This window comes from Oceanotoga sp., from assembly GCF_030445905.1.
Lineage (GTDB): Bacteria > Thermotogota > Thermotogae > Petrotogales > Petrotogaceae > Oceanotoga > Oceanotoga teriensis.
Window position 1 is genome coordinate 1 of sequence record NZ_JASUSU010000046.1, and the last position, 23696, is coordinate 23696.

Here is a 23696-nt window from a genome sequence, read left to right on the forward strand (position 1 = left end):
ACTCCTTTAGCAGGTGTTTGGACAATAGGTGTTATTGCTAAAGCACTAAAGTTTAATCGAGCAAAACTTTGGATATATAGTGCAACTAGTGTTGGGATTTTTGGATTAATTATTGCGATATTATTTATAAATGGAATTACCCTGAATAATTCATAGTACCTTGTCAGAACAGGCATTTATCCCGCTTTGATAAGGTTTATCACTCTATTCCTTCTTCACCCGTTGGGTGAAGAAAAAAATATACAAAAAGAGCACACTCTATGTTATTGTAAAGTCGATCAAAACAACAAAAACAAGAGGTGTGCTCAATGTCAACTTTACAAGAAAAGCAACTACAATTCAATCCCCATTTGGTTATGTCAAACGATGGCGGTCAATTATCCAATGATTCCGGTCTCCTTTTACTCTTTGAATTTTTTCATAAGATCAAGTTCAAAGAGCTGGTTAACGAGTTATTGCATATTGACGATTCAAGAAACTATTGTACACATGACTATATTGATTTATTTATGCAGGTTCTTGTGCAGTTAATAGCCGGTTACTCAACGGATTCTTCAGCCAATTGGCTACGTCACGATCCAGTTTTTCAGCAGGGGCTAAATAAAACGACCTTAGGTTCACAGTCGATGGTTTCTCGTTTTATTCATCAACTGTCGGAGGAGAATATCGTTCAACTTCAATCAATTGCCAAGGCATTGACCACTATCTATATCGGCCAAAAAAATACACAGCATATGATCATTGACGTGGATTCTACTCACTCAGACACCTTCGGAAAACAAGAACAGACTGATTTCAATACTCACTACGGAACAACGGGTTATCATCCCTTAGTGGCTTTTGATGGACTGACTGGTCTGTTTCTGGGTGCCGAACTTCGTCCGGGCAATGTGTACACGTCTAACAATGCAGAAGTCTTTTTAGCAGACATCATCTCTCAACACAAACAGCACTCATGCGATATGTTTTTAACTGTCCGAGGGGACAGTGGCTTTGCCAAACCTGAGATCTATGAGTTATGCGAGCAAGAAAAAGTGAAGTATATTATTCGTTTAAAAGTCAATGCACGACTGAAGAACATGGCTCAACAAAAGGTCCTTTACGGACCAGATACAGACTTTACACATAAAGAATCACAGTATTTCAAGATTGATTATCAAGCTAAATCTTGGGAAACGGTTCGTAAAGTAGCTGTAAAGGCCACTCGAGAAGCTGGCGAACTCTTATTTACGACGTTTGAGTTTATCGTATCAAATTTCGTTGATATACCTGCCCAAACAGTGTACAAGCTCTACCAAAAGAGAGGGACAATGGAAAATTATATCAAAGAAATCAAACATGGTTTTTCCTTCGACAAGACCGATAGTTCAACGTTTCTTGCGAATCAGGCTCGCATGATGATGAGTTGTATTGCCTATACAGTCATTCATTTGATGAAAGAGCTAACATTCCCAGATAAAGAGAAAAAATCAACGGTGGCGACTATTCGGTTTAAAGTTTTCCACATTGCTGGAAGGCTGACACGACATGCGCGTAAAATAAAAGTCCGCTTGTCCACAGGTTACGTTTTCTCTTCACTGTTCTGGACAATATTGGAGAATATTCAACAGCTGGTTCTGTTGCATTAGCTACTCCAGAAGATCATATTAATTTTTTGACGATTGTAAGACCAAGGGGTCTTTATACTCTTTTTTCCATCTTTTTGTTTTCGATCTAATCGAGAAGGATATAAAGTGGCATGATAGACAGTTAATACTTAAAAATGTCTAAAAAAGCAGTGAGTTTAATAGAAATAGTTATCCACATTTAGAGGTATGAATAATTCAGGATTACTCCAAAGAAATGCAATTTGACATATGAATAATTACACTATATATTGTAATTGTGAAATGGAGGAGGAAATAATGGAAGAAAATTGTTATACACCTAAACCTCAGCTAACGGATCGTCCTTTGTTGGATATAGATTATGCGGAGGGATTGAGCGAAACGTTTAAAATCCTTTCAAACGGCACGAGGCTTCGGATATTACACGCAGTGAATCGAACACCAAACATATCCGTTACTGAGTTGGCTGAACAACTCGAAATGAAACCTCAAGCCATCTCTAACCAACTTCAACGATTAGATGATAAGGGCATTGTTCGTTCGTCTCGTGAGGGAAATTTTATTCGGTATCGAGTTGTTGATCTTTGTGTAACCAGCCTTTTACACGAAGGATGGTGCCTAACAGAAGATTTACCAAAATAGGAGGAGATTCAAAGTGGAAAAATGTGCACGCTCTAACTGTAATTGTCTTATTGGTGAGAACAAAGTAGAGGTTGATGGAAAAGTTTATTGTAATCAAGAATGTGCAGATCATTGTACTGATGAAGTTTGCGAGTGCAAAGATTGTAGCTGTGCAACTGCATAATTGAATAATAATGAAGGTTATCCTGTGCAACTATAGGATAACCTTTTTTGTACATAGGCTATCCAACGATAGGGTGCATTATTTAATGCAAACTCTACAAAAGGAATTTTCCAAACTATTTTCCTATCACCTATTGTATATGCTTTATGGGATGTTCTAAGAGCATTTGTGGTCACAAAAAATATTTAACAATTTTAATTTTGATATCAAATCTATACTTGAAAAACACGGAGTAGTAAAGGATGAACAATATGTCAGACTTATTATTACTACCAGATCTTAAAACAATAGAACCACCACAAGAAAATGAATCCGACATGATGTTTAAAGTGGAAGCAACTTTTCCACCAGTACGTTGCCCTCAATGTGGCTTTGACAGGCTATATAAACATACATCAAGAAAGCAACTAATCATGGATCTGCCTATTCGTTTAAAGCGAGTAGGATTACAATTAAACCGCAGACGTTATAAATGTCGTGAATGTGGCACAACTTTTTGGGAACGCCTTATATCCATTGACGAAAAGCGTAGTATGACTAAAAGGCTTATAAGGTCTATTGAAGAACAATCTCTGTCTAAGACCTTCGTAGACGTAGCTGAAAGTGTTGGTGTAGACGAGAAAACTGTTAGGAACATCTTTAAAGACTATGTGGCATTAAAAGAACGTGAATATCAGTTTGAAACTCCTAAATGGCTTGGTATTGACGAAATACACATTATCAAGAAACCTCGTCTTGTATTGACCAATGTAGAACGTAGAACTATATATGACATAAAACCCAATCGTAACAAAGATACGGTCATTCAACGCCTTTCTGAAATTAAAGACAATACATATATCGAATATGTCACAATGGATATGTGGAAGCCCTACAAAGACGCAGTTAATACAGTTATACCTCACGCTAAAGTAGTTGTAGATAAGTTTCATGTAGTCCGAATGGCTAATCAAGCCTTGGATAGTGTTAGGAAGTCTCTTAAAGCCAATATGACAGCCAAAGAAAGTCGTACCCTTATGCGTGAGAGGTATATCCTTCTTAAACGAAAGCATGACTTGAATGAACGAGATTCATTCCTTTTGGATACTTGGTTAAGTAATTTACCTGAACTAAAAGAAGCCTACGAACTTAAAGAAGAGTTCTACTTGATATGGGATACAGATGACCTTGAGCAAGCCAAAGATCGTTACAGGTATTGGAGACAATGCTGTTTATCCAGCAACTCTAAAAACGCCTATAAAGACCTATTAAGAGCCGTAGACAACTGGCAGGATGAAATCTTCAATTACTTTGATAAAAGGCTCACTAACGCTTATACAGAGTCTATAAATAGCATCATTAGGCAAGTAGAACGAATGGGTAGAGGGTACTCATTTGAAGCCTTACGAGCTAAAATAATTTTTAATGAAAAGCTCCATAAAAAGAGGAAGCCACGATTTAATTCAAGTGCATTCAGCAAAGCTATGTTATACGATAGTTTCAATTCGTATCAAATAACAGACCGAGACAAAACAGGCAACTATGGTGTAGATTTTTCCACACTTATTAAGAAATTGGAAAAGAGTAACTTATAGGCCCTTTTCCACCATAAAATCCGAATACCCCATAAAAATTAATCCAGAGTAGTAAATATCATCATAATTATAATTTAAAAATATTTTTTCTATATTTTTTTTCAAACTATAAAAATCATAATCTTTATCTTTAGTGTTTATTTCAAGTGTAAAAAGCACAGCTTTTCCATCTTTAGATATAAAATTTTCTTTTAATATATCATCCGATAATATTTCATCTTCTAAATCTAAAGTCTTATCAGAAAGATCATACATTTCTGTTAAACTTCCAACTTCTATTCCATTTTTTTCAGACTTTATTCTTATAACATTTGTGAGAGAATTTACACTTTTTACTTCTTTTAATTTTTGAAGTTCTTTTGTTATAAGTTCTATATCATATAATTTAGAATATATATTATCAAGTTTTACCCCAACTATTAAAAAATCTTTTTTACCAAATTTTTTTGTAACTTCATTATACTTGATAACTTCAGGGTCATTTTCGGATAAATAAGACAGCATATCTTCTTTTACTGTAATATTTGTTAATTGATATCCCAAGAAAATAGTTATCAAAACAATCAGTACTATACTTAATATGCTTAAAACTTTATTTTTCATGATATCCTCCCTATTGATATAAAATTAGTTAATATTTTTAATTATTAATAATTATAACTGTTTTTTACATCGATTGTCAAATTTTATTATTATATTTTTATTTGACAAAAAAAATTATAGATGTTATCATCAAGAAAAATAAATTTTTTAAGAAGGTATAAATATGAAGAATAAGAATAAAAATAACAAATTACTTTTAGAGATGTTATTAGATCTAGTAAATAGTTTTACATCAAATCTTGATTTTAAAAAAAGCAAAAAAGCTCTTTCTTTAAAACCCATTGAATTTAATATACTGAGTTTGATTTATTATAAAGGGCCACAAAAGATGAAAGATTTGGCTGATTATCATAATTTAACAAAAAGTGCAATTACAATAATAGTTGATAAACTTGAAAGTAATGATTATTTAAAGAGAATTAGATCTTCTAAAGATAGAAGAATTATTCATATTCATCTAACAAAAGCAGGTAAAATAATGGTTGAAGAATTTTTAGAAGATCTCAATATAAAATTGATGGATATGTTAGACCCTATATCCGATGAAGAATTAGAAGTTTTATTTGAAACAGTTAATAAGATACACTCAAAAAAACATAAAAAAATATAGAGGATATACCTCTATATTTTTTAATTTTTAAGCCTCATTTCAGCATATTTAGATTTGAATCCACTTCTTTCATAAAGCTTTCTTGCGGGATTATCATATTCTACATGTAAAGCTATATCTCCTTTACATTTTTTAGCAGTCTCTTTTATAAGATTTCCCCCGATTCCTTTTCCTCTGTATTCATCGTGAACAGCTATATAAACTAATATATTTTCTGGTATATAACCATTCATTCCAGTATTGTTTATTACAACACTACCTATTATTTCATCTTGATCATGGAGCACCAGAACAAATCCACCTTTTCCTTTTTCATCAGAAAGAGCATAATCAATTGCATCGATTATATCTTCTAAAGGATCACCAAATCTTCCAAGATATTCATGGAGAAATTCTGCTACCTCATTTTTCGTAAAATCTATATCATCTTCGAGAAAATCTTCTCTGCTTGTAACAAATTCAAGATTGATACTTTCCGTATTCATATTTTTTAATTTAAACAACAGTATAACACCTCCAAATTTTTTAAAGATAAAAAAAATAGTCTTCAATATTATGTTATCACATTTCTTAACTTTATTTAATACAAAAGCAATAATTTTATTTTAAATCTAAATAAATTCTTTTAAATCTTAATATTATATTTTGTTTTTCATAACATAAAAAGCATTCATATTTATATTTTATATGAATGCTTTTATTTTTATATGTGAATTTCAGGAATAGTTATTTTTTCATGTGGATTATCTTTGAATATTAAATATCTATCATGCATATCTTTTTCTCTATCTATTTTATCTATTACTTCTGGAGCATAAGTAACTTTATGTAAGAGATATTTTAAAGGTATTCCCATATCACTTAAAGTTTTTAAATCTCTTATCCAGTCTGGAATTTCAACTGGTGCATCAGAAGACAAAAATAATGGTATATTACTTTTATATATATCCAAAAATCTATAAGCTTTTTCTGTTCTCAATCCCAATCTTTTTTCTAATATTGGTTTATCAGAATTTATAAACTCAGGTTGCATATCAAGAATTATATTATATTTTTCAAGTTTTTTTATTTGTTCATCATGTAAAATAGCTGAATGTATTATTCTATGAAGACCTATTGGATTTATTTTTTCAAATATTTCTAATATTATGTCTACAGATGCATCTCCTATTGCATGCATTGCAAGATGAAGTTTTTTATCTTCACAAAATAACAATACTTTCATCAATTCTTCTTTATTCCAAACAAATTTCCCTTTAGTATTTCTATCCTTATAAACTTCTCTCATATATGCAGTCCATCCACCAAAAGATCCATCTAAATAAACTTTAACAGCTTTATATTTTTTGAAATATCCTCTTTCATAATATTTTAAAAGCTCATCATATGAATTAACAGCTATTTTCTCATATACTTTTAAATATTTATCATCATATGGTAAATCATCTACAGTTATTCCATGAATATCTTCTGAATGAACAAATCCATAACCCTTAGAAATCAAATAATTCTTTGCTGCTTCATATGCACCGTTTATATCTGTAAAATATCCTATTTTTTCATATATTTTTTCTAATGCTTTTTCATATATATATCCATTTGATCTATTAACATATTTTTCTGATTCTTCAAAATCTAAATTTTCTAAAAGATTTGTATTTGCAATAGCAACATGTCCACATCTTCTTATAAGTAAAATATTTTTCTCCGTTTTAAAATCATCTAAAATATCTTTATTTAGATCACAATCTTGTTCCGACCATCCACGTAATACTATATTTTTTTTATCTTTTAAAAGCTCTTCTTCGATTATTTTTTTTATGTTTTCATTATCTTTATGTTCAAGATCAGGATTATTAAGTTTTTCTCCAAAGCCCAGAAGATGAAGATGAGTATCTGTTGCTAAAGGAGTTACAAAATAATTAAAATTGTGTTTTGTATTAATTGTATAAAAATCTCCGTTTCTTCTAAGCTTTTTCATATACTTTCTAATGCCCCCTTAAAATATCATTATTATATTTACTATATCTATGATATCAAAAGTTTTTATTTTTTAAAAATCTATTCAAAAAAGAATATGTTTAAATATTTTATTTTTTTATCATCTCTTTATAAAATCTATACATCTAATTTATTTTATTTATACATTTTATGTGTTATGATATACATAAATTAGGCACACCTAATTTAAGGAGGTTTATTATGAAAAATTCAGTTATAGTATTTTGGTCAGCAACAGGAAATACAGAAGCTATTGCCAATGAACTTGAAGATGCTTTGATAAGTGAAGGATCTACAGTTAAAAAACTATTTGTAGATGATGCAACTTTAGAAGATTTAGAGAATGCAGATATAATAGCCCTCGGTTGTCCTGCAATGGGTGCTGAAATTTTAGAAGATGGTTCAATGGAACCATTTGTAGAATCGCTATCTAATTTTAATTTTTCAAATAAAAAAGTGGCTCTTTTTGGTTCATATGACTGGGGTGATGGTCAATGGATGAAAGATTGGGAAGAAAGAATGGAAAGTTATGGAGCTACTTTGGTTTCAGAAGGACTTATAGTTCATCTTCATCCAGAAGATGAGGACATTCAAAAATGTAAAGAAATGGCACATAAATTGGCAAATTAGACATCTGTACTTGCAACTCCAGGCTTTGTGTACCTCTATTTTTACCATTTGTTTAGCTTGAACTATTCCTTTAAGCGGGCTCAAAGAGCCCGTTTAAATAGTAAAAAATAAAAACGAACAATTATTCTTTTTTGAAAGGAGATATTATGCAAATACAAAAAGAAGATATAAGAGAAAATATAATAGAAACATCTAAACTTTTATTTTTTGAAAAAGGATATATTAAAACAAAAATATCTGATATATCAAAAAAATCCGGTATCCCAGTTGGAAATATATATAATTATTTTGATTCTAAAGATTCTATTTTTTATACATGTATTGAAAATACTTTAAAAATTATAGATAAATGGTTTTTGGAGCAAGAAAAGAAAAAAAATATGATTCTAGATTTTCATAGTGAGCTTATCCTGAAAGAACTCGATGATATGATAGATTTTATCATTAATAATAAAGTAGAAATAAATCTTATTTTTAATATTTCTTATGGAACTAATTTTGAATATATTCCAGAAAAAATATTGAAAAGATACTTTGAAGTTGGAAAAAATCAAATGTCATTGATGAATTATAAGAATAATAATTATAATATTTCCAATTTTATTTTAAAACAATTAATATCTCTTTATTTTAGAGTTCTTGTAGAAGTAACTTCTAACGATTATTCAAAAGAAGAAATTAAAAATATTTTAAAAGAACTTATAAATTTTTTATATTCAGGGTCATATGGTTTATTAAAAGATTTGAAAATTTACCATTAATGGGGGGAGATTTTTATGGAAATTTCCAAAGATAATATTTTGAAAGATGATATGGGTTTTTTATTCAAGAAACTCGCAATACCAGGAATTATAGGAATGTTTGCATTGGGTCTTTATAATTTTGTAGATGCAATATTCATAGGTCAATTTGTTAGTAAAGAAGGTCTTGGTGCAATCACACTCGCATATACAATCGTTCTTATAAATCAGTCTATAACAACATTATTTGGAAATGGTGCAATGTCTGTTTTGTCAAGAGCCATTGGGAAAAATGATTCTAATAAAATTGAAAAAATTGCTGGTAATGTATTAATCTTAACTTTCTTATTTTCTCTCATTTTAACGATAATTGTAAATGTTTATGCTGAAAATATTATTTCATTTTTAGGGGGAAAAAATGAAATTTTAAATCTTGCAGTAGACTATGTAAAAGTATTATCTTTAGGATTTGTTTTTGCTTCTTCGGGGCCAGCTTTAAATTTTTTGATTAGGGCTGAGGGGAGAATGAAAACAGCCATGAAGATGGTTTTTATTTCAATATTCATGAACATAATTCTTGATCCCATTTTTATAATAGGTTTTAAACTGGGTATTAAAGGTGCTGCATGGGCTACAGTCATATCTCAAATTACATATTTTATTATAAATATATTATATATTCAAAAAAGTTCAAGTTATGCAAAAATTAAATCATTTAATTTGAATTTCGATATAATATTGAATATATTAAACCCAGGAATTTCAGCAATGGCATTGAATATAGTTGCTATTATTCAGCAAATAATAATATTTAGACTTTTGGCAAAATATGGTGGAGATTTTCATATAATAATAATGGGAACATGTTTAAGAGTTTTTATGTTTTTTTATACTCCTCTATGGGGTATTGGCCAAGCATTGGCATCTGTTTCTGGAATAAATTATGGAGCCGGAAATGTACATAGAACATATTTTTCATTAAAATATTTTAATATCATAGGAACTATAATATCTTTTATGTGCTGGTTAATTTTCATGTTATTTCCAGAATTTATATTGAGCTTATTCATCAATAATACAGAATATATAGTTGATGGTGCTCCTTTATTTAGAATTCTTTTATCTGTATTTTTTATTTATTCAATAGAAGTTAACTATATAAGTTTTTTTCAGGCACTTGGAAAAGGTCTCCATGCATCTATATTAACTATTGGTAGACTCGTAATAATTTTTATTCCTTCTGTATACATTCTTAGTTATTTTATGCAATCAGATGGAATTTGGATTTCTCTTCCTTTAGCTGATATCTTAATAACGATCACTGGAGCTATTTTAATAAAAATATTAAAGACCAAACAAATGAAAAGGGTCACTTTATAGTGACCCTTTTTCATTATTTTTTAAAAAAAGTATAGTTGTATTTCTCTTTTGTATTATTTTTGGTTTTAATTCGGAGTAATTATTATTGGATCTTTCTAAATCATCGTTTAGTATAACTTCATCTATTATTTTTATCTCTTTTTTATTCTTCAATTTTTTTATCTCTTTTTTTAAAGTTTTATGAAAATTATCTTTTCTTCTCTGATCTTCTTCATAACTATTTTCAACTCTTTTTATTGTTCTTCCACTTACAGGTTCAACTTTATCTACTTTAAAATCCATAATAATCACCTCCTTTTATTATTTTTCTTTCATATATTTTATCGTCTGAATATAATTAAAATTAAACTTTTTATAATAAAATAAATTTATTTTGTTACTAATAAGAAATAAAAAAGAAAAAAAAGAATAGTATATTATAGTTGAACAGTTATTCAACTATAATATACAAGGGGGAATTTGATGAAGAAAATAAATCCTAAATATTTTCAATTGGCATCAGAAGTTTTATCGGCTATGGGGGATATGACAAGATTTAAAATACTTTATGAACTCACAAAAAAAGATTTTTTAACAAACTCAGAGATCTCTGAAAATTTAGATATGAGTAAAAGTGCGATATCACATCAAATGAGGATATTAAAAAATCTAAACCTCGTAGATTATAAAAAAGATGGTAGAAATATTCTTTATTTTCTCACAGATCCCCATATAAAAAAAATAATTCAAATTGCAATAGAACATGTAGATGATTTTATCTATTAAGGGAGGGTTTTTTATGAAAAGATTAATTTCTTTGTTGATAACAGTAATTATAGTTTTTGGTGTCATTTTTTCTTTGATTCTTTTTAACAATAAAAGTGTAAATTCAAATTCGAATTTGAATATAGTTTCAACTACTGGTATGATTAATGATATAGTGATTAATATAGCTGGCGATAAAGCTGAGACTATATCTCTTATGGGATCTGGTGTAGATCCACATCTTTATAAAGCTTCTGAAAGTGATGTCAGCAAGATGGAAAATGCAAATATAATATTCCACAATGGTTTACACCTTGAAGGAAAGATGGCTGAAGTTTTTGAAAATATGAAAAAACTTGGTAAAACAACGGTAGAAGTTTCAGAAGATATTCCAGAAAATATGCTTTTAGAACCTGATGACGGGTATGGAACTCATGATCCACATATATGGTTTAATGTGAATTTATGGATCATGGCTTCTGAAAAAGTATATGAGACTTTATCAGATTATGATAAGAAAAATTCTGAATATTATAAAAAGAATTATGAAAACTATATAAGATCTTTAAATGAATTAAACGATTATGTCATTAAAAAAGTTAAAGAAGTTCCTGAAGATAAAAGAGTGCTCATAACTGCTCATGATGCTTTTAATTATTTTGGAAATGCGTATGGATTTTCAGTTAAGGGAATTCAAGGTATTTCTACCTCGTCTGAAGCTGGAACAAAAGATATAATAGAACTTGCAGATTATATAGCAAAAAACAAAATTAAAGCTATTTTTATAGAATCTTCTATTCCAAAAAGAAATATTCAAGCTTTGCAAGAAGCCGTAAAATCAAGAGGTTTTAATGTTGAAATAGGTGGAGAGTTATTCTCAGATGCTATGGGTGATACTGGAAGTTTTGAAGGAACATATTATGGAATGGTTAAGCATAATGTAGATACTATAGTGAATGCTTTAAAATAATTATTTAAGGGGTGAGTTCATGTCACAATACGCTTTAGAAGTCAACGATTTAACTGTAGCATATAAAAATAAACCTGTTTTATGGGATATTGATTTAGAAGTTCCTGAAAATAATCTTATGGCAATAGTAGGTCCAAATGGAGCTGGTAAATCTACTTTCATAAAAGCAGTTTTGAATATAATAAAGCCAATTGCTGGTAGTGTTTTAATAAAAGGTAATTCTTATAAAGAAAATATTGAAAAAGTTGGTTATGTGCCTCAGAGAGGTTCTGTTGATTGGGATTTCCCAACTACCGTATTAGATGTTGTCAGTATGGGAGCTTATAGAAAACTTGGCTGGATAAAACTTCCAGGTAAAAAAGAAAAAGATGAAGCAATCTCTGTTTTAAAAAAAGTTGGAATGGAAAAATTTGCCAATAGACAAATAAGTCAATTATCCGGCGGACAACAACAAAGAGTATTTTTGGCAAGAGCTTTACTTCAAAATGCCGATATATACTTTATGGATGAACCATTTCAAGGTGTAGATGCAACAACTGAAAAAGCTATAATTAATATATTAAAGGAATTAAGAGAACAAGGCAAAACAGTTATAGTCGTGCATCATGATCTTCAAACAGTAAAAGAATATTTTGATTCTGTAACAATTTTAAATGTTAGAAAAATAGCTTCTGGACCGGTAGAGCAAGTTTTTACTGAAGAAAACTTACATAAAGCTTATGGCGGAAGTATATCTTTTTTAAGAGAAAGACTGGGAAAGTGATATTATGGATATATTAAAAATGTTTTTTAACGACTATACTATAAGAACTGTGAGTTTAGGTGCCGGCCTATTAAGTCTCATAAGTGGTGTTTTAGGATCTTTTGCTGTTTTGAGAAAACAATCTTTAATCGGTGATGCAATTTCTCATGCATCTTTACCAGGAATAGCCTTAGTTTTTTTAATCTTTAGAACTAAAGATAGTATTTTTTTGGCACTTGGAGCAATAGCAATATCTTGGATTGCAGCTCTATTGATAAATGCCATAGTTGATAATACAAAAATAAAATATGATAGTGCATTGGGAATAATATTGTCCGTTTTTTTTGGTTTTGGTATGGTTCTTTTAACCCTTGTTCAAAAATTACCCGATGCAAATCAAGCTGGATTAGATAAATATTTATTTGGACAAGCAGCATCTCTGTTGGCAAAAGATATAATCAATATGTCAATACTTGGAAGTATATCTCTTATAATTTTATTGATATTTTGGAAAGAATTTAAGCTTTTAAGTTTTGATTCAGAGTATGCAAAATCTTTAGGTTATAATATAAAATTTCTTGATACATTATTAACGACTTTGATAATAGTCGCAATAGTAGTTGGACTTCAAACTGTAGGAGTAGTTCTAATGAGTGCAATGCTTATAGCTCCAGCAGCAGCATCCAGACAGTGGACAGAAAAAATTTCCATTATGGTTATATTAGCTGGAATACTTGGTTTCATTTCAGGTGTTTCTGGTGCAATTTTAAGTTCAACTGTTTCAAAATTGCCTACAGGACCGACTATTATTTTAATAATGACATTTATAACTATATTTTCATTCTTATTTGGAAGTAAAAGAGGTTTAGTTTGGAAATGGTTGAGATTTAAAGTGAAAAAAACAAATTATAGAAAAGAATTTTTAATAGATTCTATGTATGAAATAATAAAAGATCATGATAATAAAAGTCATGAACATTCAATAGATATATTAAAACCAATACTGCAAAATAATAATGAGTTAAAGGTGTATCTAAAAGAATTACAAAACCAAAATATTATAAATATAAAAAACTATAATTGGTCTTTTACTCAAAAAGGTATACAAGCCATGAAAAGAAAAGAGGTGAAAGAATAATGGGAATACGACAAATAGAGATACAATTAATCGCATCAATCGTAGCAGTAGCAGCCTCTTTACCAGGAAATTTTTTAATACTTAGAAAAATGTCCATGATGAGTGATGCCATAAGTCATTCTATCCTTCCAGGTATAGTAATAGGATTTTTTATAGCTGGTAGTATAAGTTCACCTATATTAGCAATAGGAGCAGCTTTAACTGGCGTTTTAACTGTATGGCTTGTAGAAGTTTTGAATAAAAGTAAACTCATAAATGAAGATGCTTCTATTGGTATAGTATTTCCAGCACTTTTTTCAATAGGTGTAATATTAATAACAAAATTTGCAGGGAATGTTCATTTAGACACAGACGCAGTTTTATTGGGTGAACTTGCTTTCGCACCATTTGACAGAATTATAATAAATGGAATAGATATAGGTCCTAAAAGTCTTATAATGATGAGTGTAATACTTTTGGTAAATTTAATTTTTATTTTTATATTCTATAAAGAACTTAAAATATCAACATTTGATCCATCTTTGGCAGAATCTATGGGTTTTAAACCTGAAGTGATGCATTATGCACTGATGACAGTAGTTTCAATAACAGCAGTTGGATCTTTTGAAGCAGTTGGATCTATACTTTTAGTTGCTTTGATGATAGCAATACCTGCGACATCGTATTTATTAACTGATGAATTATCAAAAATGATATTACTTTCTTCATTGATAGGTATAATAACTGCCATCTCAGGCTATTGGAGTGCCCATTTATTGGATGTCTCTATATCTGGTTCTATGGCATCTATGGCTGGTATAATATTTTTTATAGTTTTATTTTTATCTCCAAAACACGGAATTTTGACAATGTTAAAAAGAAGGAAAAATCTAAAATTAGAATTCGCTAAGATGGCTTTGACAATACATTTACAAAATCATGAAGAAGAAGAAGAGAGTTCTATAAATCATTTATATGATCATTTTAGTTGGAATGAAAAGTTTGCAGATAAAGTCATTAAAAACTCAATTAAAGACTCTTTGATTAAAATAGAAAATAATATGATATTTCTAACAGAAAAAGGTATTACATTTGCAGATAAATCTCTAAAAGCACTTCGAATAGAAAATTTCAAATAAAATAAACAGGTATTATATCTTCGATATAATACCTGTTCTTATTCAAATTTAGAACTCAATTTATTTAAAGTATTCATAAGTATTTCATATTCTTCAAGCGAAAGGTTCATACTCTTTAATATACAATCTGGTATATCTTCAGCTTTTTTTTGAAGTTCTATTCCTTTTTGCGTAATTTTTATATTTACTTTTCTTTCATCATCTTCTTTTCTTATTCTATTCAAAAGACCCGCTTTTTCCATCTTTTTTAAGAGTGGTGTTAATGTTCCTGTTTTTAAATTCACTTTTTCACCAAGAGTTTTAAAATCCATTTCTTTATTTTCCCATAACACAAGCATAACGAGGTATTGTGTATAACTCAGATCCACTTTTTCTAATATTGGTTTATAAAGTTTTATTATTTTTTTTGATATATCATAAAACTTAAAGCATAATTGATTTTCAAGTTTTAACTTCTCTAACATTTTTTCACCTCGAAAGCTCTTCTGTATTGAATACTATTTTCAATTATATCATTGAAATATCAAGAATGTCAAAAAATAAAGTACCGAACGTATTAAATACATTCGATACTTTATTTTTATTTTATTAATAAATTTGAAATTTTTTCTGCAAATTCTGCAGGGTTTTCAAGTTCTATACCTTCAACAAGTAAAGCTTGATTATATAATATATATGCAATATCTGAAAGTTCTATAGAATCAGAATCTTCTTGATATATATCTTTTAATTTATTAAATACTTGATGTTCTGGATTCAATTCAAGAACTCTTTTTGCATTAAAAGGCATATTTCCATCCATTTGCTTTAATATTTTCTGCATATTTATAGATATATTATCATCTGAACTCACGATACAGGCTGGAGATTTTTTTAGTTTATCTGTAACTCTTACATCCTCAACTTTATCTTTTAAAAGTTCTTTTAATTTGCCAAGCAAATCTTTATTTTCTTCTTGTTTTAAATCTTTTTCTTCTTTATTTCCAAGTTCTAAATCAGATGAACTTATAGACTTAAACTCTATTTCTTTATAATTATTGAGCATCTGTATTAAGAATTCATCTACTTCATCTAATAGGTATATAACTTCAAATCCTTTTTCTTTAATCATTTCCATCTGTGGTAAAGATTCTATATATGAAATACTATCTCCAACAGCATATAAGATGTATTTTTGATCTTCTTTCATTCTTTCTTTATATTCGGATAATGTTATATATTTATTTTCATTTGAGCTCTTGAACAAGAGTAAATCTTCAACTTTGTCTTTTGAATCAATAGATTCATATAATCCAGCTTTTATACCTCTACCAAATTCTTCCCAGAACTCTATGTATTTTTCTCTTTCATCTTTTATGAGAGTTTTTAATTCAGATGTTATTTTCTTTTCTATATTCTTTTTTATGAGTTCTATATTTCTCGAATGTTGAAGTATTTCTCTTGAGATATTTAAAGAAAAATCTGGAGAATCTATGAGACCTTTTACAAAAGAAAAATATTTAGGAAGAAGTTCTTCATATTTTTCCATTATGAAAACATTTTTAGAATATAGGTTTAGCCCTCTTTTAAATTCTTTTGTATAATAGTTAAATGGTGCTTTAGAAGGTATAAATAATAATGCTGTAAACTGTATTGTAGATCCTTCAGCTTTAAAATGAATAGTTTTTAATGGATCATTCCAATCATAAAAATTTTCTTTATAGAATTGATTGTATTCTTCATCTTTTATTTGAGATTTATTCTTTCTCCATAATGATTCCATCGAGTTTAATGTTTTTATTTCTTTTTCTTGCTTTCCTTCTTCTTTATATTCTGTAACTTCCATTTTTATTGGATATTTTATATAGTTTGAATATTTTTTTATTAAATCTTTTATTATAAATTCATCAAGTATTTTAAAATCATTCAAATCTTTTCTTATATGTAAAGTAATCTTTGTTCCCCTTTTTTCTTTGTTTATATTTTCTATTTCATATTCCCCGTCACCTTTAGAAACCCATTTTATTGCTTTTTCTGAAGGTTGATCATATTTAAGACTTTCTACTATAACTTCATCTGCTACCATGAAGGCAGAGTAAAATCCAACACCGAATTGTCCTATTAAATCCATTTCATCTTTTTCGTTCTTTAAATCTTTGAGTTTTTCCATAAAAACTTTTGTACCAGATTTTGCAATAGTTCCAAGATTTTCTACAGCATCTTCATAATTTAAACCTATTCCATTATCTTCGATATATAAATTTTCTTCGTCATAAGATAAATTTATACATAGGTTTTTATCTTCACCAAGAATATCTGGGTTTTTTATAGATTCAAATCTCAATTTATCTATTGCATCAGATGCATTAGATATTAATTCTCTTAGAAAAATCTCTTTATGTGTATATATAGAGTTTATCATGAGATCTAAAAGTTGTTTAGTTTCTGTTTGAAATTGTTTTCTTTCAGCCATAAGAATCCTCCTTATCACTCTAATATTAAGTTTGCTAATTCCATATATTATTATAACATGAAATTTGAGATATTTGCGTTTTTTACTTATTTGTAATTGTAGCGATATTTACATTTAATAAATGATTGTTATAATTAATACAGATAATAATTGTCGGGTATAGCCCTGGCATAAATCAGCCCCTTCAAAATCCCATTTTGTTTACTGAGAAACTAAGGTAAGTTAGGTATAAGTATTTTATTTACTACTGCTGCAACGGTGATAAATTCGATTTTTAAGGTATCCTGTGATATTTACAGGATACTTTTTCTATCTAATAATAATTATTTTTATAAAATTGACATATACGAGGTGATTAAATGAATCCAAAACATAAAATAGCTAAATTGTTATCTAAAAATTTTAATGCTCTTTCAATTTTGACTATGTGGCATTACAACATAAGATAATTTTAATGAAGTGTATAGAGATTTTCTATACACTTTTTTATTTAAGTGAATTTGTGATTATATTAACTAATTTGTTTCGTTTTTTGATTTTATATTTAATTAAAATACTTTAAATCTAATTATTTATTCTTTTCTCTTTTTTTCTGATTTGACTTTACGATTTTTTTCACATATAATTTAATTGAAAACAAAAAGTTAATTTTTTCACCTACATCTCGGGAGGTGGTCTGATGAAAGCAGAAGAATTTAAGGTTTATTTGAGTGAATTTAATTGTATTGAAGAAGATTTTTGTATCACATTTGTACTTACAGACTGTAGAGATGGAGTAAATGATAATGAATGCTATATAACTCCTGATAAATACTTGATTGAAGATGATAAGATTATTTTATATGAAAAAAATCCTTATAATTGTTTTAAAAAAGTTCATTTTAATGAATTAATGGAAAACTTTTCAAAAAAAGATCTTTATATAATGGATAAAAAGAGAAGACTTTATTCTATAGATTTCAATATCACTCCAATATTTGATTTCAGTAACATAATTTTTGACGTCCCTTTATTCAATTATTGTGGTAACTCCTGCATAAAATATGAAGGTGCTTAATGCACCTTCATATTTTTTATTTTATTCCAAATTTTTTCTTTAGATTTTCAAGTTTTTCTTTATCATTATCTTCTTTGAATTCAAATTCTTCATCACTTAATATGCTTTTTATTGATTTATATTTTTTCTTAGGTAATTTATCATATATTTTTTCTATATTTATTATTGCAAATCTTTTATTTATAAGATCTTTAGATATTAAATGATACTTTAATTCATCTGATATTATAGCAAAATCATTTTCATTGAATAAATACATTTTTTCAGAACATATTTCTATTAGAGATTTATGATATTCTGGATTATGTTCATATGTAAATATGTTAAACATATTTATTATATTTTTTTCTATTATTTCTTCAGATGAGCTTACATTTTCTTCTATATCTTTTATTACTTTTTTTAATTTTTCTCCATCTTCTGTATTTTTTATCATTTCTGAAATCAATCTATCTTTTAACCATATTTTTTGTGTTTTTTGAGCTATCCACATTATTCTATTTTTTATTTTTATTTCGAGTTCATTTCTAACTCTATTGTATATTAGATTTTCTATTTTTTGTATTTCAGATAATTGCGTAGCTATCTCTAATGGTATTTCAGCTTCTGAAACATCTACATCAAATAATAAATCATATACAGCATCTATAAATTTTTCTATCGTTTTGATATCTACTTCTTTTTTTGATATATCGTATATTAAATTTTGTGAAATATCTTGTTTTATGATCATATCATTTATTTCTAAGAATTTTTCAGTTAATATTTCCCCATTTTTTTCATTGTATGTTCTTATATCTTTTAATTCATATAATGTATTACATGCAATTTTTATTATTTCTTCATTTTCTGTTTTATTCAATATTTCGAATATAAATTCTGATTTTTCAGATAAGCTTGTCTGTTTTATATATTCTTCTAATGTTGTTATATATATTTTTAAGGTTAATATTCTTTTTTGATCTATATTTTTTATTTCTTGTATGAGATATGTATATATTTCATTTAATTTTATATCAAATAATTTTATATTTTCTGAATACTGACTTTTTTCTACTATTTTTTGTACTTTTTCAAGCCAATATTGAAGATTTTCATCTGTATAATCATTTAAAAACTGATTTATTTTTTCTATGTATATTTCTTGTGTTTTTTCTTCCATTGCATTGCTTTCAAAAACATAATCTAACAATATTATTCTCTTTTTGTTTTCATTTTCTTGATAATCTTTTTCTAATCTTGATATGGTATCTAATATGAAATCTTCATTTATTAAGTATTTTATTACATGTTTATTGTTTATAACTTCTTCAAATTCTTCTATTGCTGATAAATTATTTTTTATTTTTTTAGAGAATGAATCTTTTATTTTTTCTAATGAATTTTCATCATCTTTATAGTATTTTATATATGTCTCAAGTAATGTATCTTTTTTTTCAGGATCAAAATTTTGATTTATGTGTTCTGCAATATAATCTCTTAAATAATATTGTTCTTGTAGAGTTAGAAGATATGAATAGTTCATCATAGGTTCTGTATCAAATTTGTCTATTAGATTATTATCGAGTATTTTTTTGTCTATGAATACTTCCATCATTTTATGTATTCTTATAAATATTTCTTGATATTCTTTTTCATATATAAAGTTGAAGAGTATATTTAAAATAACGAATCCTTTGGTTTTTAAATAGTCTTTTTTATTTATGTCTTTATCGAGTTCTTCATATATTATTTCCATCAATCTGGTAGGTTTTATTTTTCCATTTTTCATTTGATTTTTTAGTTCATCCCAATTTCCACTTTCGAGAGATTCGATCACATTTTCTGGAATATCTGCATCATGATCTTGTATTATTAAATATTGTAATACATTTTCAGATTGAACTGTTCTTGTTCTGCTGAAAAATAGATATTGTTGTGAATTTAAAATTATTTTTTTGGATTCATATATTAACTCCCCATCTTTGAAATATTTTTTAAATCCATTATTTTTTATTGATTCATCTATATATTTTAATAATTCAGGTTCTTGAGTTATTTTTTCAAATAATTCTGGCCATTCTTCTTTTATTATCTGTATTTTGGCTACAAATTCCATATTAGAACTGACATTTTTTATCATATCTTTTTGTTCTAATTTTTCAATTAGTATTTTTTCAGAACTTAAATTATTTAAAAAGTGTATTATTCTTCTCGGATTTTTTGAGAATTCTTGAGATACCATATCGGCTATTATTGTTGAAAATTCAAGTCCTTCTTTTTGTATTAGTTCATTCGTATATGTAAATAAATCTTTATTTGAGTATGATTTTATTCTTATTATAGTATTGAATATACCTCTTATTATTTCTTCAATATCTTCATAATTTCCAGTCAAAGTTTTTATAATTATGCTTTCATCTATAGGAATTATTGTGTTTAAATATTTATGGTTTAAAGGGCTTCTTAAAGCTGATATTATTTCTATTACCCTTTCTTTTGGACATTTATCTATGTTTTCTATTATCATTATAACTTTTTTGGGATTGTAATCTCTCAGCATTACATCACTTTTAAACCATTTTTGTACAGTATTATTTTTTGTGGTTTTTGATATAGCTTCATCCATTATTTCATATAATTCTTCTGTATTAAAGTCTTTTGCTTTTGTTATCTTTACTTTATATTGCACAAGACTGTCTTTTATCATATATGCAAAATATGATAACAAAGGACCAAGTATAATTGAGAGTATTTTTAAATATATATTTACATCTGGTATTAAAGCCATTATTATGAATATTAAAGGTAGAAAAACCATCAAATCTATTATTTTTTTGTTTTTTACTCCAACTTTATGTTCTATTTTTTCATCATCATCTTTGAAATAATTTTCAAGTTGTTCTTCACTTTCAAGATCGAATTGATTTTTTATTTCTTTTATAAAACTTTTTTTAAAGTCTTCTCCAGTATATCTCAGAGCATCATATTTAAATACTTTTAAATCTTTTTTTAATTTATTATCTTCTTTTATTCTTTCTTCTAATGTTTTTAATATGGACGATTTTCCAGATCCACTTTTTCCAAAGAGTCCTATTGTAAAGTTTGAATCATCATTTTTTGAACTTATTATATCAACAAGTGTATCTGTGTATACTGACGTTTTTAATATATCAGTATCTTCATTTAATGTTATACTTCTATCTACTATAAATTTCACAGCAAACCACCTCTCAAATAATTATATATTCATTTAATTGTTCTATTTATAATCAATTAATCCTCAATCATTTTAAATATCCATTTTGTATATGATGTATAAAATTCATCTTTATTCAAAAGTTTTTTATCTAAAAAATCAGAGTTGAGAGCATCAGGATAGTACTGTGTTTCAAGGCAAAAGGCCATATGTATATTATCTTTTATTTGATTACCAGAATAGAATACAACACATGGTTGATCCGTTATTATTTGTAATTCTCTTCCACTTTTTTCATCTTTTACTTTTGCACAGTATTCTATATTTTTTAGAATATATGGATGGTCATATCCATTACATCTTATCAACTGTTCATTTTTTGAATTTATATTTTTTCCTATTTTTTTATATTGTTTAAAATCAAATTCTGTATTATTTGTATTAACTACTTCCTTTGGTAAAGTGTTTTCATCTAAATATATAACTTTTTCTGAGTTTATTTTTATATAATGATTCAATATATTTTCTTTTAAATTTCCCGAAAGATTAAAATATGTATGATTTGTTAGATTGACATATGTTTTTTTATCACTTTTAACTTTATACATGAGTTCTATTTCATTTTCATCATTTAAAGAATATATTATTTCTATATCAAGGTTTCCAGGAAACCCACATTCGCCATCTTTAGATTTAGTTTTTAATATTATTCCAGCTTTGTCTTTCTTCATAAAAGTCTCAAATTCATAAAACTTTTTATCCAAACCTTCAGTTCCACCATGAAGTGTATTTTCTCCTTCATTTTTTTCTAGATTATACTCTATTTCATCTATTTTTATTTTTGCATTAGATATTCTTCCTGCAACTCTTCCTATTATTGATCCAAAATATTGTGATTTTTTTTCGTATTCTTCTATATTGTTCAATCCCATCACTACATTTTCAAATTTTTTATTTTTGTCTGGAACAATTATTTTATTTATAATTGCTCCATAATTTATAACATTGAGTTGCATATCATTTTTATTTTTTAAACATATTTCATTTATTCGATTTCCATGAGAATCAAATCCAAATTCGTTTATAACAATATTCAAATTTATCCCCCCAGTTTAGCTAATATACTAATTATCTTTTAATAGCTCTTTCCATTTTTCTGTTTCATCTACATGTACAAAATCTATACCAACTTTTGTACAAGCTCTATCATTATCACTATCACCTATCATAACGCATTCATCAGCTTGAGCATTTAAAACTCTTAATATATTTTTAAAGTAATGTGGATTAGGTTTTGTTGAGGTGGAATTTTCCATTGTGGATATATATATGTAATCTTCTTTTTTCATATTTATAAAATTAATTCTTTTATGCACACATATTTCTGGTATTAGAGGATTTGAAGCAAATATGAGTTTATTGTTTTTATTTTTTTTCAACAATTCTATCAATTCTTCATTTGGATTTATTATAGTTTTTATTTCATCATAACCTTCATTATAGTATATATTGAATTGTTTTTCCCAATATTCTCTTGATTTATCTGAATCTTCTCCGAGTTTATTGAGATATTTGTCATAATTAGATATGGTTATATCATCATTTTTAATAACATATTCCAAAGTGTGCAGCATTAATTTTATATTTTTATTAAAATCAATATTATGGTATTCAAAAAATTTCTTAAAAAAATACATAGTATATTGATTTTCCTCAGTTTTTGTCAAAGTTCCATCATAATCTAAAAATATATACATATAAAACCTCCTCAATTTTATTGTATTATACTAAAATCTTAACATACTTTCTTTAAGATTTTATCTGTTTTTTATTATTTAATATATTAAATTTAATATAAGAACATAAAATTCAATATTTTTTTAATTTTTTAATTATATTTTATTGTTATAATTAATTACATAAAAAGTGAAAAAAAGGGGCCAACCATCTTCAACAGATGGTGGCCTTTTATTATATCTTTAGGAGGTATTAATATGAATAGTCCTGACAGAGTAGTAGACTTAAAAATTTCCATTGATGAAAAGATTTATTTTTTAAGAGAATTAAAAAGAATTCATGATATTAGAGAAAAGGATTCAAGGGCTTTAGATGTGATAATTGCTGAGGATTTGGAATCTGATTATCCAGAGGATTGGTATTCAACTATGCATATTTGTAAAACACCCATCAAAAGCGAAAAAATTAATGATATTAAAATAAGTGTTCATAATATGTATTTAAATAGCGGTAAAAAATCCGATATTTTATGGTGTATATTTGATGATTCAAATGATTTATTGAATTATATTGGCATATTAGAAAACAAATGAGGATGCTATAGCATCCT

The 23696-nt window shown here is 27.2% G+C and carries 23 protein-coding genes; 14 read left to right on the top strand and 9 right to left on the bottom strand.

All coding sequences use genetic code 11. The features are described from left to right. The first annotated feature begins 308 nt into the window (after positions 1-308). The 3 genes from PWP28_RS11500 to PWP28_RS11510 all read left to right on the top strand — a co-directional run bounded on the left by PWP28_RS11500 (position 309) and on the right by PWP28_RS11510 (position 3986). Positions 309-1628, top strand: a complete 1320-nt coding sequence (locus PWP28_RS11500) for an IS1380 family transposase (RefSeq protein WP_070466885.1) — start codon at positions 309-311, stop codon at positions 1626-1628. A gap of 276 nt (positions 1629-1904) precedes the next feature. Beyond that, positions 1905-2249: a metalloregulator ArsR/SmtB family transcription factor gene (locus tag PWP28_RS11505; protein ID WP_070466883.1), complete on the top strand. Its 345-nt coding sequence runs from the start codon at positions 1905-1907 to the stop codon at positions 2247-2249. 414 nt (positions 2250-2663) lie between these two features. Further along, complete coding sequence (locus PWP28_RS11510) at positions 2664-3986, top strand: ISL3 family transposase (protein ID WP_009384779.1); 1323 nt, start codon at positions 2664-2666, stop codon at positions 3984-3986. Here the strand turns inward: PWP28_RS11510 and PWP28_RS11515 are convergent. Then, a complete protein-coding gene (locus tag PWP28_RS11515; protein WP_308644776.1) occupies positions 3981-4589 on the bottom strand; it encodes a hypothetical protein in 609 nt (202 codons plus the stop codon). The genes PWP28_RS11510 and PWP28_RS11515 overlap by 6 nt on opposite strands. A gap of 163 nt (positions 4590-4752) precedes the next feature. On the opposite strand from PWP28_RS11515, the gene PWP28_RS11520 reads away from it, so the two are divergent. Next, a complete protein-coding gene (locus PWP28_RS11520) occupies positions 4753-5199 on the top strand; it encodes a MarR family winged helix-turn-helix transcriptional regulator (RefSeq protein WP_109605665.1) in 447 nt (148 codons plus the stop codon). A 20-nt stretch (positions 5200-5219) separates the two neighbouring features. Here PWP28_RS11520 and PWP28_RS11525 read toward each other — a convergent pair whose 3' ends face one another. Then, entirely contained in the window at positions 5220-5702 is a 483-nt protein-coding gene (locus PWP28_RS11525; protein ID WP_308644777.1) for a GNAT family N-acetyltransferase, read from the bottom strand. A 200-nt stretch (positions 5703-5902) separates the two neighbouring features. Further along, entirely contained in the window at positions 5903-7180 is a 1278-nt protein-coding gene (locus PWP28_RS11530; RefSeq protein WP_308644778.1) for an amidohydrolase family protein, read from the bottom strand. Between the two features lie 221 nt (positions 7181-7401). On the opposite strand from PWP28_RS11530, the gene PWP28_RS11535 reads away from it, so the two are divergent. The 3 genes from PWP28_RS11535 (at position 7402) to PWP28_RS11545 (ending at position 9950) form a co-directional block, all read left to right on the top strand. Continuing rightward, positions 7402-7830 (top strand): flavodoxin, encoded by a 429-nt coding sequence (locus tag PWP28_RS11535; protein WP_109605669.1) that lies wholly within the window; start codon positions 7402-7404, stop codon positions 7828-7830. A 146-nt stretch (positions 7831-7976) separates the two neighbouring features. After that, complete coding sequence (locus tag PWP28_RS11540; protein ID WP_109605671.1) at positions 7977-8591, top strand: TetR/AcrR family transcriptional regulator; 615 nt, start codon at positions 7977-7979, stop codon at positions 8589-8591. A 15-nt stretch (positions 8592-8606) separates the two neighbouring features. Continuing rightward, positions 8607-9950 carry an MATE family efflux transporter gene (locus PWP28_RS11545; RefSeq protein WP_109605673.1) on the top strand — a complete coding sequence of 448 codons (1344 nt, stop codon included), beginning with the start codon at positions 8607-8609 and terminating at the stop codon, positions 9948-9950. Here PWP28_RS11545 and PWP28_RS11550 read toward each other — a convergent pair. Then, positions 9945-10232 carry a hypothetical protein gene (locus PWP28_RS11550; protein WP_109605675.1) on the bottom strand — a complete coding sequence of 96 codons (288 nt, stop codon included), beginning with the start codon at positions 10230-10232 and terminating at the stop codon, positions 9945-9947. The genes PWP28_RS11545 and PWP28_RS11550 overlap by 6 nt on opposite strands. Before the next feature lie 180 nt (positions 10233-10412). Between PWP28_RS11550 and PWP28_RS11555 the strand changes: the two genes are divergently transcribed. The 5 genes from PWP28_RS11555 to PWP28_RS11575 are packed head-to-tail and all read left to right on the top strand — an operon-like array spanning position 10413 to position 14662. Beyond that, positions 10413-10715, top strand: coding sequence for a helix-turn-helix transcriptional regulator (locus PWP28_RS11555; RefSeq protein WP_109605677.1), 303 nt, complete (start codon positions 10413-10415; stop codon positions 10713-10715). A gap of 13 nt (positions 10716-10728) precedes the next feature. Then, positions 10729-11664: a metal ABC transporter solute-binding protein, Zn/Mn family gene (locus tag PWP28_RS11560; RefSeq protein WP_308644779.1), complete on the top strand. Its 936-nt coding sequence runs from the start codon at positions 10729-10731 to the stop codon at positions 11662-11664. Between the two features lie 19 nt (positions 11665-11683). Further along, entirely contained in the window at positions 11684-12427 is a 744-nt protein-coding gene (locus tag PWP28_RS11565; RefSeq protein WP_109605680.1) for a metal ABC transporter ATP-binding protein, read from the top strand. A 4-nt stretch (positions 12428-12431) separates the two neighbouring features. Next, a complete protein-coding gene (locus PWP28_RS11570) occupies positions 12432-13544 on the top strand; it encodes a metal ABC transporter permease (RefSeq protein WP_308644780.1) in 1113 nt (370 codons plus the stop codon). Then, a complete protein-coding gene (locus PWP28_RS11575) occupies positions 13544-14662 on the top strand; it encodes a metal ABC transporter permease (protein ID WP_109605684.1) in 1119 nt (372 codons plus the stop codon). Before PWP28_RS11570 ends, PWP28_RS11575 begins: the two co-directional genes overlap by 1 nt. A gap of 38 nt (positions 14663-14700) precedes the next feature. On the opposite strand, the gene PWP28_RS11580 is transcribed toward PWP28_RS11575, so the two are convergent. Beyond that, the gene (locus PWP28_RS11580) at positions 14701-15126 is read right to left on the bottom strand and encodes a MarR family winged helix-turn-helix transcriptional regulator (RefSeq protein ID WP_109605685.1); all 426 of its coding nucleotides are present in this window, start codon (positions 15124-15126) and stop codon (positions 14701-14703) included. A gap of 116 nt (positions 15127-15242) precedes the next feature. Then, a complete protein-coding gene (gene htpG / locus PWP28_RS11585) occupies positions 15243-17114 on the bottom strand; it encodes a molecular chaperone HtpG (RefSeq protein WP_109605687.1) in 1872 nt (623 codons plus the stop codon). 679 nt (positions 17115-17793) lie between these two features. Here htpG and PWP28_RS11590 point away from each other — a divergent pair. Continuing rightward, positions 17794-18171, top strand: coding sequence for a hypothetical protein (locus tag PWP28_RS11590; RefSeq protein ID WP_109605689.1), 378 nt, complete (start codon positions 17794-17796; stop codon positions 18169-18171). A gap of 16 nt (positions 18172-18187) precedes the next feature. On the opposite strand, the gene PWP28_RS11595 is transcribed toward PWP28_RS11590, so the two are convergent. The 3 genes from PWP28_RS11595 to PWP28_RS11605 are packed head-to-tail and all read right to left on the bottom strand — an operon-like array spanning position 18188 to position 23106. Further along, entirely contained in the window at positions 18188-21370 is a 3183-nt protein-coding gene (locus PWP28_RS11595; RefSeq protein ID WP_308644781.1) for a P-loop NTPase fold protein, read from the bottom strand. 56 nt (positions 21371-21426) lie between these two features. Continuing rightward, on the bottom strand, positions 21427-22446 hold the full coding sequence (locus PWP28_RS11600; RefSeq protein ID WP_308644782.1) for an aldose epimerase family protein: 1020 nt from the start codon (positions 22444-22446) through the stop codon (positions 21427-21429). 27 nt (positions 22447-22473) lie between these two features. Then, complete coding sequence (locus PWP28_RS11605) at positions 22474-23106, bottom strand: HAD-IA family hydrolase (protein ID WP_305081543.1); 633 nt, start codon at positions 23104-23106, stop codon at positions 22474-22476. A 237-nt stretch (positions 23107-23343) separates the two neighbouring features. On the opposite strand from PWP28_RS11605, the gene PWP28_RS11610 reads away from it, so the two are divergent. Next, the gene (locus PWP28_RS11610; RefSeq protein ID WP_264150809.1) at positions 23344-23679 is read left to right on the top strand and encodes a hypothetical protein; all 336 of its coding nucleotides are present in this window, start codon (positions 23344-23346) and stop codon (positions 23677-23679) included. Positions 23680-23696: the final 17 nt, after the last annotated feature.